15 protein-coding genes are annotated in these 15,777 nt (G+C 70.5%); 7 read left to right on the top strand and 8 right to left on the bottom strand.

Translation table 11 applies throughout. The features are described 5' to 3' along the window. Positions 1-51: 51 nt before the first annotated feature. Complete coding sequence (locus GY24_RS02175; RefSeq protein WP_104474168.1) at positions 52-891, bottom strand: ABC transporter substrate-binding protein; 840 nt, start codon at positions 889-891, stop codon at positions 52-54. 100 nt (positions 892-991) lie between these two features. Here GY24_RS02175 and GY24_RS02170 point away from each other — a divergent pair, with 100 nt between their 5' ends. The 3 genes from GY24_RS02170 to GY24_RS02160 all read left to right on the top strand — a co-directional run bounded on the left by GY24_RS02170 (position 992) and on the right by GY24_RS02160 (position 4,000). Continuing rightward, a complete protein-coding gene (locus GY24_RS02170; RefSeq protein ID WP_104474228.1) occupies positions 992-2,326 on the top strand; it encodes a glycosyltransferase 87 family protein in 1,335 nt (444 codons plus the stop codon). A gap of 9 nt (positions 2,327-2,335) precedes the next feature. After that, positions 2,336-2,653 (top strand): thiamine-binding protein, encoded by a 318-nt coding sequence (locus GY24_RS02165; RefSeq protein ID WP_083363280.1) that lies wholly within the window; start codon positions 2,336-2,338, stop codon positions 2,651-2,653. A 78-nt stretch (positions 2,654-2,731) separates the two neighbouring features. Further along, a complete protein-coding gene (locus tag GY24_RS02160) occupies positions 2,732-4,000 on the top strand; it encodes an MFS transporter (RefSeq protein ID WP_233279149.1) in 1,269 nt (422 codons plus the stop codon). A gap of 67 nt (positions 4,001-4,067) precedes the next feature. Here the strand turns inward: GY24_RS02160 and GY24_RS02155 are convergent, their stop codons facing one another. The 6 genes from GY24_RS02155 to GY24_RS02130 form a co-directional block, all read right to left on the bottom strand. Beyond that, the gene (locus GY24_RS02155) at positions 4,068-4,724 is read right to left on the bottom strand and encodes a response regulator transcription factor (protein ID WP_267892601.1); all 657 of its coding nucleotides are present in this window, start codon (positions 4,722-4,724) and stop codon (positions 4,068-4,070) included. Positions 4,725-4,768: 44 nt separating this feature from the next. Next, entirely contained in the window at positions 4,769-6,037 is a 1,269-nt protein-coding gene (locus GY24_RS02150; RefSeq protein WP_104474167.1) for a hypothetical protein, read from the bottom strand. Beyond that, positions 6,034-7,323 carry a sensor histidine kinase gene (locus GY24_RS02145; RefSeq protein WP_233279148.1) on the bottom strand — a complete coding sequence of 430 codons (1,290 nt, stop codon included), beginning with the start codon at positions 7,321-7,323 and terminating at the stop codon, positions 6,034-6,036. The genes GY24_RS02150 and GY24_RS02145 overlap by 4 nt, the downstream gene beginning before the upstream one ends. 39 nt (positions 7,324-7,362) lie before the next feature. Next, a complete protein-coding gene (metX, locus tag GY24_RS02140) occupies positions 7,363-8,583 on the bottom strand; it encodes a homoserine O-acetyltransferase MetX (protein WP_104474166.1) in 1,221 nt (406 codons plus the stop codon). Between the two features lie 92 nt (positions 8,584-8,675). After that, positions 8,676-10,007, bottom strand: coding sequence for a bifunctional o-acetylhomoserine/o-acetylserine sulfhydrylase (locus GY24_RS02135; protein WP_104474165.1), 1,332 nt, complete (start codon positions 10,005-10,007; stop codon positions 8,676-8,678). Between the two features lie 137 nt (positions 10,008-10,144). Continuing rightward, positions 10,145-11,236: an acyltransferase family protein gene (locus GY24_RS02130; RefSeq protein WP_104474164.1), complete on the bottom strand. Its 1,092-nt coding sequence runs from the start codon at positions 11,234-11,236 to the stop codon at positions 10,145-10,147. Positions 11,237-11,361: 125 nt separating this feature from the next. Between GY24_RS02130 and GY24_RS02125 the strand changes: the two genes are divergently transcribed. Further along, entirely contained in the window at positions 11,362-12,156 is a 795-nt protein-coding gene (locus GY24_RS02125; RefSeq protein WP_233279147.1) for an SDR family oxidoreductase, read from the top strand. Between the two features lie 186 nt (positions 12,157-12,342). On the opposite strand, the gene GY24_RS02120 is transcribed toward GY24_RS02125, so the two are convergent. Beyond that, positions 12,343-13,860: an MFS transporter gene (locus tag GY24_RS02120; protein ID WP_104474163.1), complete on the bottom strand. Its 1,518-nt coding sequence runs from the start codon at positions 13,858-13,860 to the stop codon at positions 12,343-12,345. 76 nt (positions 13,861-13,936) lie between these two features. Here GY24_RS02120 and GY24_RS02115 point away from each other — a divergent pair, with 76 nt between their 5' ends. Genes GY24_RS02115 through GY24_RS02105 form a run of 3 tightly spaced genes read left to right on the top strand, consistent with a single transcriptional unit; the run spans position 13,937 to position 15,766 of the window. Beyond that, the gene (locus GY24_RS02115) at positions 13,937-14,446 is read left to right on the top strand and encodes a phosphoribosyltransferase (protein WP_083363287.1); all 510 of its coding nucleotides are present in this window, start codon (positions 13,937-13,939) and stop codon (positions 14,444-14,446) included. A 4-nt stretch (positions 14,447-14,450) separates the two neighbouring features. Beyond that, the gene (locus tag GY24_RS02110; protein WP_104474162.1) at positions 14,451-15,164 is read left to right on the top strand and encodes a uracil-DNA glycosylase; all 714 of its coding nucleotides are present in this window, start codon (positions 14,451-14,453) and stop codon (positions 15,162-15,164) included. A gap of 23 nt (positions 15,165-15,187) precedes the next feature. Beyond that, positions 15,188-15,766 carry a GNAT family N-acetyltransferase gene (locus GY24_RS02105; RefSeq protein WP_104474161.1) on the top strand — a complete coding sequence of 193 codons (579 nt, stop codon included), beginning with the start codon at positions 15,188-15,190 and terminating at the stop codon, positions 15,764-15,766. Positions 15,767-15,777: the final 11 nt, after the last annotated feature.

Genomic DNA, 15,777 nt, shown 5'->3' with positions numbered 1-15,777 from the left:
CATCAAGCTATCGGATGCCGGGCCGGGACCCGCCACGCTCTGCCCGGGCGGCTACTTCAGCACGGGTGCGGAGGCGCCGGCGGCCAGCCACTCGTCCGCCAGGGCGTCGAGGGTGCCGTTCTCGCGCAGCGCGTCGACGGCCGCCGTGACCTTCGCGGTCAGCGGGCTGTCCTTGGCCAGCACCAGGCCGAACTCGTCGCCGGTTCCCGCGGCCTCGGGCAGCTGGCCGATGATCGACCCGCCCTCGAGCTCGACGCCGGTCAGGTAGAACGCGGTGGGCAGGTCGACGACGATGGCGTCGACGATGCCGTTCTGCAGGGCGAGCTTCGCGTCGTCGTTGGTGTTGAAGGCCTGCGCGCCCTTGTCGGGGGCGATCGCGCTCTCGACGGCCTGGAAGCTGGTGGTGCCGGTCTGCGCGCCGATCAGGAGGCCCTTGAGCTCGGCGATGGAGCTCGCGCCCTCCGCGGGGGAGCCGGGAACGGTGATGACGGCCTGCGTGGTCGCGTAGTACGGGCTGGAGAAGTCGACCGCCTGCGCGCGCTCCGGGGTGATGGAGAACTGCTGCAGGTTGATGTCGAAGTCCTTCGGCCCGGGCGCGATCGCCTGGTCGAAGGTGCTGCGCACCCAGACGACGTCCTCCGCGGCGAAGCCGAGCTCCTCCGCGACGGCGTAGGCGACGGCGGCCTCGAAGCCCTGGCCCGTCTCCGGGGCGTCGTCGAGCACCCAGGGGAAGTAGGCCGGCTCGCCGGTGGCCACCGTGAAGCTGCCCTCCGTCACGTACGGGGAACCCGGGGTGTCGGAGGCCGAGGCGTCGGCCGCGCACGCGCTGAGCGCGAGCATCGTCGCCGAGGCGGCAAGGATCGACAGGGTGCGGGCGAGGCGTGATGGCATGGTGGCTCCAGACATGTGCGGGTACCCCCATTCTGGCGCGAATGCGCGCTGAGGCCAGCCGGGCCGACGCATTCCGACATGCGCCGGTAGCATGGCCAGCATGCCAGAGCCGTCCGCGCCGCTCGCCGGGGACGCGCTCCCCGCGCCGCGGGCTCGGCCCTCCAGGCGGCTGCCGCGGCATCCGCTGGCCCTCTGGGCGGCCTTCGCACTCGTGCACACGGTGCTCGTGCTGCTCTGCCTGCACGCGCCCGGCTGGCCGCTCGGCGATGTCGAGGGCGTCTACAAGGTCTGGGTGGGGGAGGCCGCCGGCGGGGGCAGCCAAGTGGGCATCGACCTGCCCTGGGTGTACCCGATCCTCGCCTACCCGCCGATGGCGCTGGCGAACCTGCTCGGCCCCGAGCTGTACGCGCAGACCTGGCTGGGGCTCGTCGTCGCCCTGAACGCGGCCGCGTTCGCCGTGCTCACCGGCGGGCTGCGCGCCCGCCGCGCGCGGCCGCCCTGGCGGCTCACCGCCGCCTGGTGGTGGCTGGCCTTCCTGCTCCTGCTCGGCCCGATCGCGCTCGCGCGCATCGACGCCGTCACCGTTCCGTTGGCCATCGTCGGGCTGCTGTTGGCCGCCGGACGCCCGGCGCTGGGGGTGGCGCTGCTCACCGTGGGGGCCTGGGTGAAGGTGTGGCCGGCCGCCCTGGTCGCCGCCCTGTTCGTCGTCGCGCGCTCGCGCGCCCGGGTGGTGCAGAGCGCCCTCGGCGTCAGCGCGGTCGTCGTCCTGGTCAGCGTGATCCTCGGCGGAGGGGCGTATGTGCTCGGCTTCGTCGGCGAGCAGACCGGGCGCGGGCTGCAGATCGAGGCGCCGATCGGCACCCCCTGGCTGTGGCTCACGGCCCTCGGCGCTGCGGGCACCGGCATCTACTACGACTTCGACATCCTCACCTACCAACTGCTCGGCGAAGGCACCGCGCTGGCCGGCACACTGGCGACCCCGCTGATGGCGCTCGCCGCGGCATCCGTCGTGCTGCTCGGCGTGCTGCGGCAGCGCGCGGGGGCGCACGTCGTGCAGCTGCTGCCGCCGCTCGCCCTGGCCCTCGTGCTGGTGTTCATCGTGTTCAACAAGGTGGGCTCGCCGCAGTTCATGACCTGGCTGGCGGCGCCCGTCATCCTGGGGCTGGTCTATCGGGGGAGGCAGTGGCTCACGCCGGCCGTGCTTGCGTTCGCCTTCGCCGGGCTCACCCAGCTGATCTACCCTTATCTGTACGGCGCACTGCTGGCCGCCGAGCCGTGGATGGTGCTCGTCATCACGCTGCGCAACCTGCTCGAGGTCGTGCTGCTCGGCTGGGCGGTGCGCGCCGTCCACCGTGCCGGGCGCGCTCCGGCATCCGCTCCAGACCGCCGCGCACTCAACCCCAGCTCACACAACCGCCGCGCGCTCAACCCCTAAGGATCACTCATGCTCGTCGCATTCTCCGTCGCCCCCAGCGGAACCGGCCAGGCCGACGGCTCGGTGCACGACGCGGTCGCCGCCGCCGTGCGCATCGTCCGCGAGTCCGGGCTGCCGAACCACACCGGTTCCATGTTCACCGAGATCGAGGGGGAGTGGGACGAGGTGTTCGCCGTCGTCAAGGCGGCAACGGATGCCGTCGCCGCCTACGGCTCGCGGGTGTCGCTCGTGCTGAAGGCCGATATCCGCCCCGGCTACAGCGGCGAGATCGAGGGCAAGGTGCAGCGCCTCGAGGCGGCGCTCGAGCGCGGGGCAACGGCCGAGTAGGCGCCCGCCGCGCGGCGCAGATGTCGCGCAGGGTCACGCGTGCATCGAATCGATTCGATTCGGTCGTAGAATTGCGCAGTGACCGAACAGATCCCCGCCCTCTCGCCCGCGCGAGTCCGCTTCGCCCTGCTCGCCCTCGCCCTGGGCGGGTTCGGAATCGGGGCGACGGAATTCGTCGCGATGGGCCTGCTGCCCAACCTCGCCGCCGACCTGCTGCCCGGCCTCGCCGCCGCCGACCCGGCCGCGGCCAACGCGCAGGCGGGCTGGCTGATCAGCGCCTACGCGCTCGGCGTCGTCGTCGGTGCGCCCACGATCGCGGCCGCCGCCGCCCGCTGGCCGCGCAAGCAGCTACTGCTGGTGCTGCTGACCGCGTTCACGCTGGGCACCGTGGCATCCGCCCTGCTGCCGAGCTTCGAGCTCGTGCTCGTCGCCCGCTTCGTCGCTGCGCTGCCGCACGGGGCGTACTTCGGCATCGCCTCCCTCGTCGCGGCCAGCCTGATGGGCCCGGGCAAGCGCGCCCGCGGCGTGGCGCTCGTGCTCTCCGGCCTCACCGTCTCCAACGTGATCGGCGTGCCGGCCATCACCTGGCTCGGCCAGGTGCAGGGCTGGCGGGTCGCCTACATCGCCGTCGCGGCGATCTTCGCGCTCACCTTCCTCGCCGTGCTGGTGTCGGTGCCACTGCAGCCGGGTGACCGCACAGCGACGATCCGCAACGAGCTGAAGGCGTTCGGCCGGGCGCAGGTCTGGTTCGCGCTCGGCATCGGCGCGATCGGCTTCGGCGGCCTGTTCGCCGTCTACAGCTACGTGGCACCGCTCGTCACCGAGGTGACCGGGCTCGGCGAGGCGGCCGTGCCTGCCGTGCTCGTCGTGATCGGCCTCGGCATGACCGCGGGCAACTTCCTCGGCGGGTGGGCGGCAGACAAGAGCGTGCGGCGCAGCATGTACGGCTTCTTCGCGGTGATGCTGGTGGCGCTCGTCGGCCTGGCCCTGACGGCCGAGAACGTCGTCGGCCTGCTGGTCTTCATCTTCCTGGTGGGTGCGGCCGCGGCCGCGCTCTCGCCGACCATCCAGACCCGCCTGATGGACGTCGCCCGCGACAGCCAGTCGATCGCGGCCGCGCTCAACCACTCGGCGCTGAACATCGGCAACGCGCTCGGCGCCCTGCTCGGCGGCCTGGCGATCGCGGCCGGCCTCGGCTACGTCGCGCCGGTCTGGATCGGGCTCGGTCTCAGCGTGCTCGGCCTGCTGATCGCGCTGGTCAGCTTCAGCTGGGACGGCAAGCGGCGCGGCCGCGGCGAGGCGCTCGGCTACGGCACCGACCTGGTTCAGGTTGTCCGCGCCCGCTGACACGACGCCCGTTAACGCAGGAAACCCCGGGATCCCCGGGGTTTCCTGCGTTGACGGGCGGCTGCGCCTAGTCGGTCTGCAGCAGGATTCCGTCCTGGATGGCGCGCTTGCGGAGGGCCACCTTGGTGCCCACGTCGAAACCGGCCACCCGGTACTTCTCGCGGATGCGCTTGAGGTATGACTTCGCCGTCTCCTCGGAGATGCCGAGCTGGAAGGCGACGGCCTTCACCGGCTCGCCCGCACCGTAGAGGGCCATGACGCGGCGCTCCTGCGCGCTCAACCGGGGCGTGTCGCCGCGGCCCCCCGCGGTCAGGGCCAGGTCGAGCTCCTCGGAGATGTAGGACTCGCCCTTGTGGGCGGCGCGGATCGCCTCGACGATCATGTCGGCTTCCTCGGTCTTCACCAGGTAGCCGAGGGCGCCGGCGGCCAGGGCCTCGCGCACGACGGTGGGCTCGGAGTAGGTGCTCATCAGCACCGTCTTCACACCGGTGGTCTTGAGGGTGGAGATCTTCAGGGAGATCGGGATGTTGTCCTTGAGGTCCAGGTCGAGCAGCACGACGTCGACGGGGAACTGCGGGTGCGAGAGCAGTTCCGGCCAGGTCGTCGCGGCGATGACGAGATCAATGTCGGTCGCCGCACCCCTGATCCACTCGGTCAGGGCGCCAAGCAGCATCTTGTGGTCGTCGACGACGGCCAAGCGAATTTTATGAGCCTGGTTTCCCACGCATTCCTCCTTGTGCACATGCACGTTCCGATGCCCCTGATACCCTACGCATCCACCGGGTTGTCGACCATGCACTCCATCTCCACGTGCAGGTCTCCCTTGCGCGTGTATTCCGAATGCGGGCCAACGTTAGAGATAGCTTCCCATGCCGCGGCGTCTACCCTGCGCCGTGGCACACCGGTCGCATGAAGAAATACCGGAAACCGGATCTTTCTGGGCGAACCGGCCGTTGACGGGGCGCGCGGGCCGATGTCGATGTGCAGCATCACGTCGTGTCGTTTGGAGTCGCTCACCAGCAGCCAGACCGCCGTCAGCATGGCGTCGCGCTGCGCGGGGGAGAGCAGACCGGCCAGGCTCCCCGGGTCGTCCAGCGAGACGGCGGGTGCCAGGAACTCCGACTCGGTAATGGCGTTGTGCAGCCAGGTCTTCTTGCGCCCCTCCACCAGGTGCAGGCGCAGTTGGGTGGCCAGCTGCGAGGCGGCGCCGGCGGCATCCGGATGCAGCGGCAGCGCCGTCCTGCCCTCTGCCACGTCGTCGAGCAACCGCTCGGCGTCGAAGTCGAGGCGCACGAGCTCCTCGGAGGCCAGCATGCCCACGGCCAGGCGCGGGGCGTCGACGGTGCTCTGCACCAGCACGAGGTCCAGCTCCAGCTGCACCATCCGGCGGAAGGCGCGCACCACCGAGATCGCGATGAAGGGCAGCCAGACGGCGATCGCGATCGCCACCAGCTCGGGGCCGAGGGTGAGCGGACTGCTGCGCTCCTGGACGAGCGCGGCGACGAGAAGTACCGCGCCGAGCGCGACCGTGGCGGCCATCACCTCCCGGGTCTCGCGCACGCTGACCAGGGGCGTCATCATGACGCCGGCGGCGAGGGCGGCGGTCGGGTAGACGCTCAGGCCGTCGGCGGCGGCGACGGCGCTGAGATCGAGCGTCACGACGCCGGCCAGCCCGACGAGGGTCAGCGCGAACAGCCAGGTGGGCATGGTGCCACCGCGGAGCAGGACGCCGAGGAGCGCGCCGGCCACCGTCACGAGCAACAGCAGCCAGGCGGAGATGGCGAGCGTGGGCGTCGGGTAGGAGGTCCACTGCTCGATCGTGCGCCAGACCAGGAACAGGGCCATGACCAGACTGCCGGCGATCATGCCGCCGGCCAGGTCGCGCCCGCCGAGGCCGCGCTGGTTGGCCCGGGTGGTGGAAACGGTGCGCTCGGAGCGCCGGAAGGTGCGCTGCGGCTCGCGCTGCCTGCGCTCACGCCCGACGATCACACCGAGGGTGTTCTCCTCGATGCCGGAACCCGCTCGTGCCTTGCTCATCGCTCACCGCCGAACTGCCGCTCGTGCCCGTACGGCTCGTCGTACCCGGCCGCCTCGTCGTGGCCGAACACCTCGTCGTGCTTGGGTACCTCCAAGACGACGGTGGTGCCCGAGCCGGGGGAGGAGAACAGTCGGGCGTTGCCGCCGACCTCGCGGAGCCGGCCGACGACGGATTCGGCGAAGCCGAGCCGGGCCGGGTCGACGTCGCCGAGGTTGAACCCGACGCCGGCGTCGGTGACCATGGCGCGCAGCGTGTGCTCGTCGTCGGTGATGGTGACGTCGGCCTCGCTGACCTGGGCGTGCCTGCGCACATTCTCGAGGCACTCGCCGAGGGCGCCGAGGAAGGCGTCCAGCACCGCGCTGGGCAGCAGGATCTGGCCGCTGCCGTGCCACTTGACGTCGAGGCCCATCCGGCCGAAGCGCTGCTTGACCGACTCGAGGGTGTTGCCGAGCGCCGACTCGGCGACGGGCTGGAGGTTGTAGGTTCCGGAGCGGAGCGGGGTGGGCACCCCGCCGAGGCGAAGCTGCCGCAGCAGCTTCGCGTCGTTGGCCGCCTGGTGCCGCAGCGCGTCCGCGCTCACCCCGACCCCGGAGTGCGCGAGCAGGGTGAGGGTGGCCAGCACGGTGTCGTGCAGCAGCCGAGCATCCTGGCGCCGCTGCGCCTCCGCCTCGCTGGCCAGCCGCTCCGCGCGGTGGGCACGGCCGATGCTGGCGATGCGCTGCATCACCCGCGGAACGCTCTGGGCGATCCACCAGCCCGCCGTGCCGATGGCCGCCCACGCCGCGATGGTGAGCAGCAGCGGGGTCGAGCCGGGCAACGCGCGCGGGGCGGATGCCACGGTGACGCTGAGACAGGTCAACGCGAAGCCGACGGCGATCAGCAGCAGCCGGGAACGGCTCATCGTCGCCATGAGCGCCAGCGCCCCGAGCACCCCGGAGCCGATCACCGCGATCGCCGCGACGGCCGCCACGCTGGGGTCGTGGTTGAGCGCCGGATCGAGCGCCTCGCCCGCATCGCGGACCGCCCCGGGGTCCACGCCGAGCAGCAGGATCGCGAAGTTGCCGGCGATCAGGCAGATCGCCATCCAGAGCGGGGCGCCCCGCTCGCCAATGAAGTAGTGTGCGATCGCTGTGATCGCCACGAGGGCGAGCGTCGAGATCAGCGTCAGCGGCGCCACCCCTCCGGGCAGCACGATGCACACGGCGGCAAGGAAGCAGGAGGCCAGACCGGAATACCGCACGGTCCGGCGCAGCAGCCGGTCACGCTCTTTCAGAATGCGCTGCATGGATCCTGCCGGTGGAGGGGACGGGGGTCGTCCCCCAGACTATCCTGCGGCTTGCTCCGGCCGCAGGAGGCGCAGCAGCTGCTGTGCGACGAACTCCGTCTCGATCAGGAAGCCGTCGTGGCCGTACTCAGAGACGAGCTCGACGGGGACGTCGCCGTCGATGTTGCCGGACAGGCCTGCGGCGATCACCTGCTGGCCGTCCAGCGGGAACAGCCGGTCGCTGTCGATGCCGAGCACGAGGCTGGTCGCGGTGACCCTGGCCAGCGCCGCCTGGATGCCGCCGCGGCCGCGGCCGATGTCGTGCGAGTTCATCGCCTCGACGAGGGTGATGTAGCTGTTGGCATCGAAGCGGCGGGTGAACTTGTTGCCGTGGAAGTCGAGGTAGGACTCGACGGCGAAGCGGCCGCCGTCGCCCAGCGGGCTGATGCCGCTCTGCCAGCTGCGGTCGAAGCGCTCGTTGAGCTCGCTGTGGCTGCGGTAGTTGAGCATGGCCATCCGCCGGGCCAGGGCGAGGCCGCGGGTCGGGCCCTCGCCGGCGACGGCGTCGTAGTACTCGCCGCCCTGGAACAGCGGGTCGGTGCGCACGGCCTCGATCTGCACCGAGTTCAGCGCGATCTGGTCGGCCGTCGTCACCGGGGGAGCGGCGAGCACGGCCAGCCGCTCGACGCGCTCCGGCCGCCCGACAGCCCACTCGATGGCGTGCATGCCGCCCATCGAGCCGCCGATGACGGCGGCCCAGCGGTCGATGCCGAGGGCGTCGGCGAGGGAGACCTGGGCGTCGACCTGGTCGCGGATGGTCAGGAACGGGAAGCGGGTGCCCCACTCGCTGCCGTCCGGGGCGAGCGAGGCCGGGCCGGTGGAGCCCTGGCATCCGCCCAGCATGTTGGGGGCGACCACGAACCAGCGGTCGGTGTCGACGGCCTTGCCCGGGCCGACGATGCCGCCCCACCAGCCGGCGGTGGCATGCCCGGGGCCGGAGTCGCCGACCACGTGGCTGTCGCCGGTGAGCGCGTGCAGCACGAGCACGGCGTTGTCGGCCGCCTCGTTCAGCACGCCCCAGCTCTCGTACGCCATCCGGGCGTAGGGAAGCGTGCCGCCGGCCTCGAACTGCCGGGCGCCGATGCCGACGAAGCGGCGGTTGCCGACGGGGTCTCCCTCGCGCCAGGCCCCCGTTGCGGGCGCCTTGCCGAGCAGCGTGCGCGCCTGGGCTTCCGTGATGAAGCTCGAGGGCGCGACATCCGCCGAAGTCTGCCAATCCATGACTCAATTGTGGCGTGGAAACAGAGCAGCCCGGGCATTGTTACAGCTGCGGTGTCGCAGCTGAACAAGCCCGGGCGGCTCTTCAGGGGTGTTTAGGCGTTGGCGTTGGCCGCGTCGGTGACGGCGCGGGCGGCCGCGAAGCCGGTCTCGAGGTCGGCCAGGATGTCGGCGATGTTCTCGATGCCGAGCGAGAGGCGCACCAGGCCGGGCGTGACGCCGGCGGAGAGCTGCGCCTCGGGCGAGAGCTGCGAGTGGGTGGTGGACGCCGGGTGGATCACGAGCGAGCGCACGTCGCCGATGTTGGCGAGGTGGCTGAACAGCGTGAGGCTGTCGACGAGGGCACGGCCGGCGTCGACGCCGCCCTTGAGCTCGAAGGAGAGCACCGCGCCGACGCCCTTGGGGGCGTACTTGTTGGCGGCGCCGTACCAGGGGCTGGAGGGCAGGCCCGAGTAGTTGACCGAGGCCACGTCGGGGTGGTTGTCGAGCCACTCGGCGACGTCCTGGGCGTTCTGCACGTGGCGCTCGATGCGCAGCGACAGCGTCTCGATGCCCTGGATCAGCTGCCAGGCGCTCGCCGGGGCGATGGCCGCTCCGAGGTCGCGCAGCAGCTGCACGCGGGCCTTGATGATGTAGGCCAGGCCGTCGCCGACGGCGGCCGTGTAGCTGGCGCCGTGGTAGCTGGGGTCTGGCACGGTCAGGCCGGGGAAGCGCTCGACGTTCTTGGACCACTCGAAGCTGCCGCCGTCGACGATGATGCCGCCAATGACGGTGCCGTGGCCGCCGAGGAACTTGGTGGCGGAGTGGATGATGATGTCGGCGCCGTGCTCGAACGGGCGGATCAGGTACGGGGTGGCGATGGTGTTGTCCACGATCAGCGGCACGCCGCCCTCGTGGGCGACATCGGCGACGAGGGCGATGTCGAGGATGTTGATCTTCGGGTTGCCGATGGTCTCCGCGAAGAACAGCTTCGTGTTGGGGCGCACAGCCCGGCGCCACTCGTCGGCGTCGTCCTGGTTCTCGACGAAGGTGGTCTCGATGCCGAGCTTGGCCAGCGTGTACTTGAACAGGTTGTAGGTGCCGCCGTAGATGGAGCTCGACGAGACGATGTGGTCGCCGGCCTCGGCGATGTTCAGCACGGCGATGGTCGCCGCGGACTGGCCGGAGGAGAGCAGCAGCGCGCCGGTTCCGCCCTCGAGGGCGGTGAGCCGCTGCTCGACGACATCCTGCGTCGGGTTCTGGATGCGGGTGTAGATGTTGCCGAACTCGGCCAGGGCGAAGAGGTTCTTCGCGTGGTCGGAGTTGTTGAACACGTACGAGGTGGTCTGGTAGATCGGGGTGGCCCTGGCGTTGGTCACCGGGTCCGGGCGGGCACCGGAGTGGACCTGCTTGGTTTCGAACTTCCAGTTGCTTGTGTTGTCGCTCATGAGGGTTTGTCTCCTATAGAGCGTGCGGACCATCCACCGCTCGAGTGTGAGCCTAAGCCTGAGCCCTGTGCGCAGCAATGGAGGCTGCAACTCGTCGTAACACTAGGGATTCGGGTGTAACAGTGCGCCGGCCCGGCCTAGCGGTTGTCGCCCCTCGGCAGCACGATCGTGCCCGTCGCCGTGCCCTCCGAGCGCCGGAACAACCACTCGGCCCGGGGCTCGACGAGGGGCCGGAACACGCGCCGGATGAACGGCATCGAGAGCACGACCGACAGGGCGATGCAGAACACGATCATGCCGGGCAGCACCCACCACGGCTGCGGGCCGGCCAGCACCCCGCTCTCCCGGATCGGGTAGAGCACGAAGGAGTGCAGCAGGTAGATGTACATGGTGGCGGCGCCCAGCCCGGTGAACCAGGTGGTGCGGCGCGGCATCAGCATCAGGAAGGCGAAGACCAGGGCGAAGGCGAGCAGCATGAAGCCGAGTCGGATGCCGCCGGCCCACCACTCCGGGTAGCCGATGGCCGCGTACGACTCGTCGTAGAGCAGGAAGCGGCGGAGCTTGAGATCCCGCCAGGTGTCGACGCCCACCCAGCAGACCACGGCGAGCAGCGCGAACAGGGCGATGGCGCCCGCGCGCCAGCGCCAGAGCACGGCGGGCCGCATGGTCAGCCAGCGGCCGGTCACCTGCCACTGGCGCAGGCTCCAGCCGAGCACGAAGAAGGGGAACAGCCCAAGCGTGCGGGAGAGGGCGAACAGGGAGTCGACGTTGCCGACGTAGCCGACCCCGATCGATCCGATGATGGCGATCGCCAGCGGCCAGCGCAGCAGCACCAGGTAGGGCAGGGCGACCCGCCAGACGGCGAGGGCGAGCAGGAACCACAGGGTCCAGCTGGCGCTGGAGTAGTCGAGCTTGAACGCGCCGCCGGCCAGCCAGTGGATCACCGTCCAGATCGTCTCGAAGATCAGGTAGGGCAGCAGGATGTCGGTGATGATTCGCTTCATCTGGCGCCCGTTCGGCGTCGCCGACTTTGCGAAGTAGCCGCTCACCGTCACGAAGATCGGTACGTGGAAGGCGTAGATGAACAGGTACACCGCGTAGGCGGCATCCGATTCGGAGATCAGTTTGAGAATGCCGTGGCCGATCACCATCAGGGTGATGGCGATCCAGCGGGCGTTGTCCCAGAGCGGGACGCGGCGTTTGGCCTTGGCTGTGGTGGAGGAGGTCATCGCCTCCCATTCTCCCCTCTCCCGCCTGCGCTGCCCAGCTCGGGTCTGCGCGGTTCGAGTCTGCGTAGTTCGGTTCTGTGCAGTTCGGTTCTGTGCAGTTCGGCAGGGGGCGGCAGAATGGGGGAATGACGATGAAGCGTGGTGGCACGAGGCGTGCAGTGGTGACGGGTGCGAGTTCGGGGATCGGGGCGGCGACCGTGCGCCAGCTGCGCGCGGCGGGCTGGGACGTCGTCGGGGTGGCCCGACGCGAGGACCGCCTGGCGGCGCTCGCCGCGGAGACGGGGGCGAGCTACGTCGTCGCCGACCTCACCCAGCAGGCCGATGTCGATGCCCTCGCCGCCCACCTGGCCGAGACCGGGCCGTTGCACGCCGTGGTGAACAACGCCGGCGGCGCGAAGGGTCTCGACAGCGTCGAGGGCTCGGATGCCGCCGACTGGCAGTGGATGTTCGAGGTGAACGTCATTGCCGTCAAGCGCGTGGTCAGCACCCTGCTGCCGCTGCTGCGGGACACCGTGCGCGCGGAGGGCGGCGGCGCCGACATCGTCACCGTCACCTCGATCGCCGGGCACGTGGCCTACGTGGGCGGCGGCGGCTACAACGCGGCGAAGTTCGCCGCGCACGCCCTGACGGCTGTGCTGCGGCTGGAGTTGAACGGGGAGCCGATCCGGGTGATCGAGATCGCCCCCGGCATGGTGCACACCGAGGAGTTCTCGCTGGTGCGCTTCGGCGGCGACCAGGCCAGGGCAGATGCCGTCTACGCCGAGGTGCCGAACCCGCTCAGCGCCGACGACGTGGCCGAGACGATCGTGCACGCGCTCGGCCGGCCGGCGCACGTGGACCTCGACCTGATCGTGGTCAAGCCGGTCGCCCAGTCGGCGCCGCACCTCGTCGCCAAGGGCGAGCTGCGCCCCCGCGGCTGAGCCTGCCGACTCCTGGCCAGCGCCACTTGGTGCGGTTGCGCGCCACATTGTGTGGCGCGGAGCCCGACGAACTGGCGCAGGGCGGCGGGCGCGACGCGCAGCGTCGCGAAAGGCGGCAGCCGATTCCAAGGAATCCCGCGAAACCGTCACCGGTGCTTGTCTGGTCTCGATACGGCTCTGGCGGGCCTACTCGACCAGCGGGAGGGGGACGGGTTCGCCCTCTGGGCTGCTTGCGCCGGTCGAAGACGCCGCGGCATCCGGGTCGGCGAATGCCAGCTTCGGCACGAAGAACAGCAACACGGCGGCGGCGAGTGCGCCGAGGCCGCAGACCGCCCAGACCACCATGTAGCCGGCCAGGCTGGCCGCCGTCGAGGTGACAGCCGAGGCGGCCCCCGCCAGCAGCACGACGCCGAAGACGGCGGACGCGAACGAGCCGCCGATGGTCTTCGTCGTGTTGGTGAGGGCGGATGCGACGCCGGTCTGCCCCTGCGGGGCGGCGGCCGCGGCGGCCGCGGGCAGCGCGCCGACGAGCGCTCCGGAGCCGATGCCGGCGATGCACATGTTGAGGAACACCTGCCACACCTCGAGGTGGAACGGGATGAACAACAGGTACCCGATGGCGACGAGGAATGCGGCGGCGATGAGGGCGACCCGTGGGCTGAACCGCTTGGAGACGAGCGGGAAGAGCAGCGCGCCGACGATCATCGAGATGAGGTAGACGCCGATGAGCGTGGAGATGTCGGAGGCGTCCAGGCCGAGTCCGTAGCCGTTGGCGGTGTCGGTGCCCGCATAGGTGGCCAGCGGCGCCTGCGCGCCGAGCAGGCTGATGCCGATGAGGCCGGCGGTCAGCAGCACCGGCCACATGGTCGGCTGGCGCATCACGCGCAGGTCGATGGCCGGGTCTGCCTGCTTGAGCTCCCACTTGCCGAACGGCCAGAAGGCGAGCACGCCGACGGCGATGAGCGCCCAGACCCAGAGCGTCTCCGGGCCGTTGATCCGCATGAAGGTGAGACCCGAGGTGATCAGCAGCAGGCCGATCGTGAGCAGCGAGAAGCCGACGACGTCGAGCGAGCGCTTCTCGGTGCCCGGCTCGGACTCCGGCACGCCGAACAGGATGGCGAAGAACACGAGGGTGACGGCGATCGCCGGCACGAACAGGGTGAGGGTGACGTCCTCGCCGAGCGCGGCGAACACGCGGCCGGCGCTGAGTGCGCCGATGATCGCACCCGCCTCCAGCGCGACGACGAGCAGCCCGGCGGCGCGCCGCGTCTGCGACGGGCCGCGCCCGGAGCGGCGGCCCCTGTCGAAGATCAGCGCCACCTCCAGTGGCAGCCAGACGACGTAGAAGCCCTGCAACGCCCACGCTGCGAGGAAGCTCCAGAAGTCGCCGGCGAAGGCGAGCCACCAGCTGGCCGCGGCGGTCAACACGGTGGAGGCGAGCAGGATGCGCTTGTGCCCGTACATGTCGCCGAGCTTGGCGAGGATCGGCACGACGAGCGCGGAGAGCAGCAGCTGGGCGGCCTCGAACCAGTTGAAGTCGGCGTCGTGGATGCCGAGGTGATCGACCAGGTCGGGGATCAGCGGCACGTAGTACCCCTGCAGGATTCCACTGGTGATCTCCACGAGGAACAGCCAGCCGATGATGGCCGCCGTCACCCCCGCGGCGGTGCGGGCGCCGCGTCGCGCCGTCGCTGCAGATGTCATTCTCGGATGCTACTGCCTGCGGCATCCGGGCTGCACCACAAGATTGTGCGCAGGAAAGTGCGATTACCCTTACTCCATGGCCTTTGATGCAGACGACTCCGCAGGATCCAACACCACCATCGAGAAAGAGATTCTCGAATGGTCCGATTTCGCCGACGCCTCGCGCGGTCTGGCCGAGGATGTGCTGAAGAGCGGCTTCGTGCCCGAGGTGGTCATCGCCGTCGCACGCGGCGGACTGCTGCTGGCCGGCGCCATCTCGTACGCGCTCGGCACCAAGAACTGTGGCTCGATCAACGTCGAGTTCTACACCGGCGTGAACGAGCGCCTGCCCGAGCCGATGCTCGCCGCGCCGATGCTGGACGCGCCGGCCCTCGCCGGCAAGCGCGTGCTGCTCGTCGACGACGTCTCCGACTCCGGTCACACCCTGGTCAAGGTGCTCGGCATCCTGGCCGAGAACGGCGCGGAGGTGCGCACCGCCACGCTGTACACCAAGCCGCACACGGTGCTGGAGCCCAACTTCTACTACCGCAAGACGGCCGGCTGGATCGTCTTCCCCTGGTCGGCGCTGCCGCCCGTCTCCGTCTAGACCCGTGGCCGTCACCTTCGATCGCTCCGCGGTGCACGAGGGATGGCTGAGCGCGCTCGAGCCCGTCGCCGAGGAATTGGCCGGGCTCGAGCGCTTTCTCGCGGGGGAGCCCGGTTACCTGCCGGCCCCGGATGCCGTGCTGCGGGCGCTGCGCGTCGACCCACAGAGCGTGCGGGTGCTGATCGTCGGGCAGGACCCGTACCCGACGCCCGGGCACAGCATGGGCCTCGCCTTCTCTGTCGCGCCGCACGTGCGGCCGCTGCCGCGCAGCCTCGCCAACATCTACACCGAGCTGCGGGGCGACCTCGGCATCCCGACGCCGGAGCACGGCGACCTCGGCGCCTGGGCCGAGCAGGGCGTGCTGCTGCTGAACCGGGTGCTCACCGTGCGCCCCGGCGAGGCCGGCTCGCACCGGAGGCAGGGCTGGGAGGCGGTGACCGAACAGCTGATCCGGGCGCTCGCCGCGCGCTCGCCGGGGCAACCGCTCGTCGCCATCCTCTGGGGCAACGACGCGCAGGCGCTGGAACCGGTGCTCGGCGGCATCCCCGTGATCGCCTCTGCGCACCCGAGCCCGCTGTCGGCCCGCCGCGGATTCTTCGGCTCCCGGCCGTTCAGCCGGGCCAACGCGCTGCTGCTCGAGCAGGGCGCGGAGGCGATCGATTGGTCGCTCGGCGGAAGCCCTGCCAGCGAGCAGCAGACGCTCGAAATCTTCCGTTAATACTGCTCGTTTACGCTGGCGTCATGCTTGAAGAGGAATACCAGCCGCGCCGCACGCTGCCGCGCCGCCTGCGCAAGCCAGAGCCGCCGGAGGCGCCGTTCGACTTCACCCTGCGTGAGGCTGTCGAAGCGGACATGCCTGCCGTCCGCGAGATTTACAACTACTACGTGGCGAACTCGACGGTCACCTTCGACGAGGACGCCATGACGCTGGCCGAGTGGCGCGATAAGTTCGCCTACCTGCAGAAGCTCGGGATGCCGTTCGTCGTCGCGATCTCGCCGACGGAGCAGATCCTCGGCTACGCGCTGGTCGCGCCGTGGAAGCAGAAGCGCGCCTACCGCTTCACCGTGGAGAACTCGATCTACCTGGGCCCGGCCGCCACGGGCAAGGGCCTCGGACGGGTGCTGTTGGCCGACCTCATCGAGCGCTCGGCGGATGCCGGCCTCAAGGAGATGGTCGCCGTCATCGCCGACCAGGGCGCGGAGGCGTCCCTCGCGCTGCACCGGGAGTTCGGCTTCCGGGAGACCGGACGGATGGGCCGCGTCGGCTACAAGTTCGAGCGCTGGCTCGGCATCGTCATGATGCAGCTCTCGCTCGGCTAGCGCGCCGCGGC

It is taken from the genome of Microterricola pindariensis (genome assembly GCF_002936985.1).
Lineage (GTDB): Bacteria > Actinomycetota > Actinomycetes > Actinomycetales > Microbacteriaceae > Microterricola > Microterricola pindariensis.
Note: the sequence above shows the minus strand (reverse complement) of the source record. Positions and strands in the feature narration are given on the sequence as shown.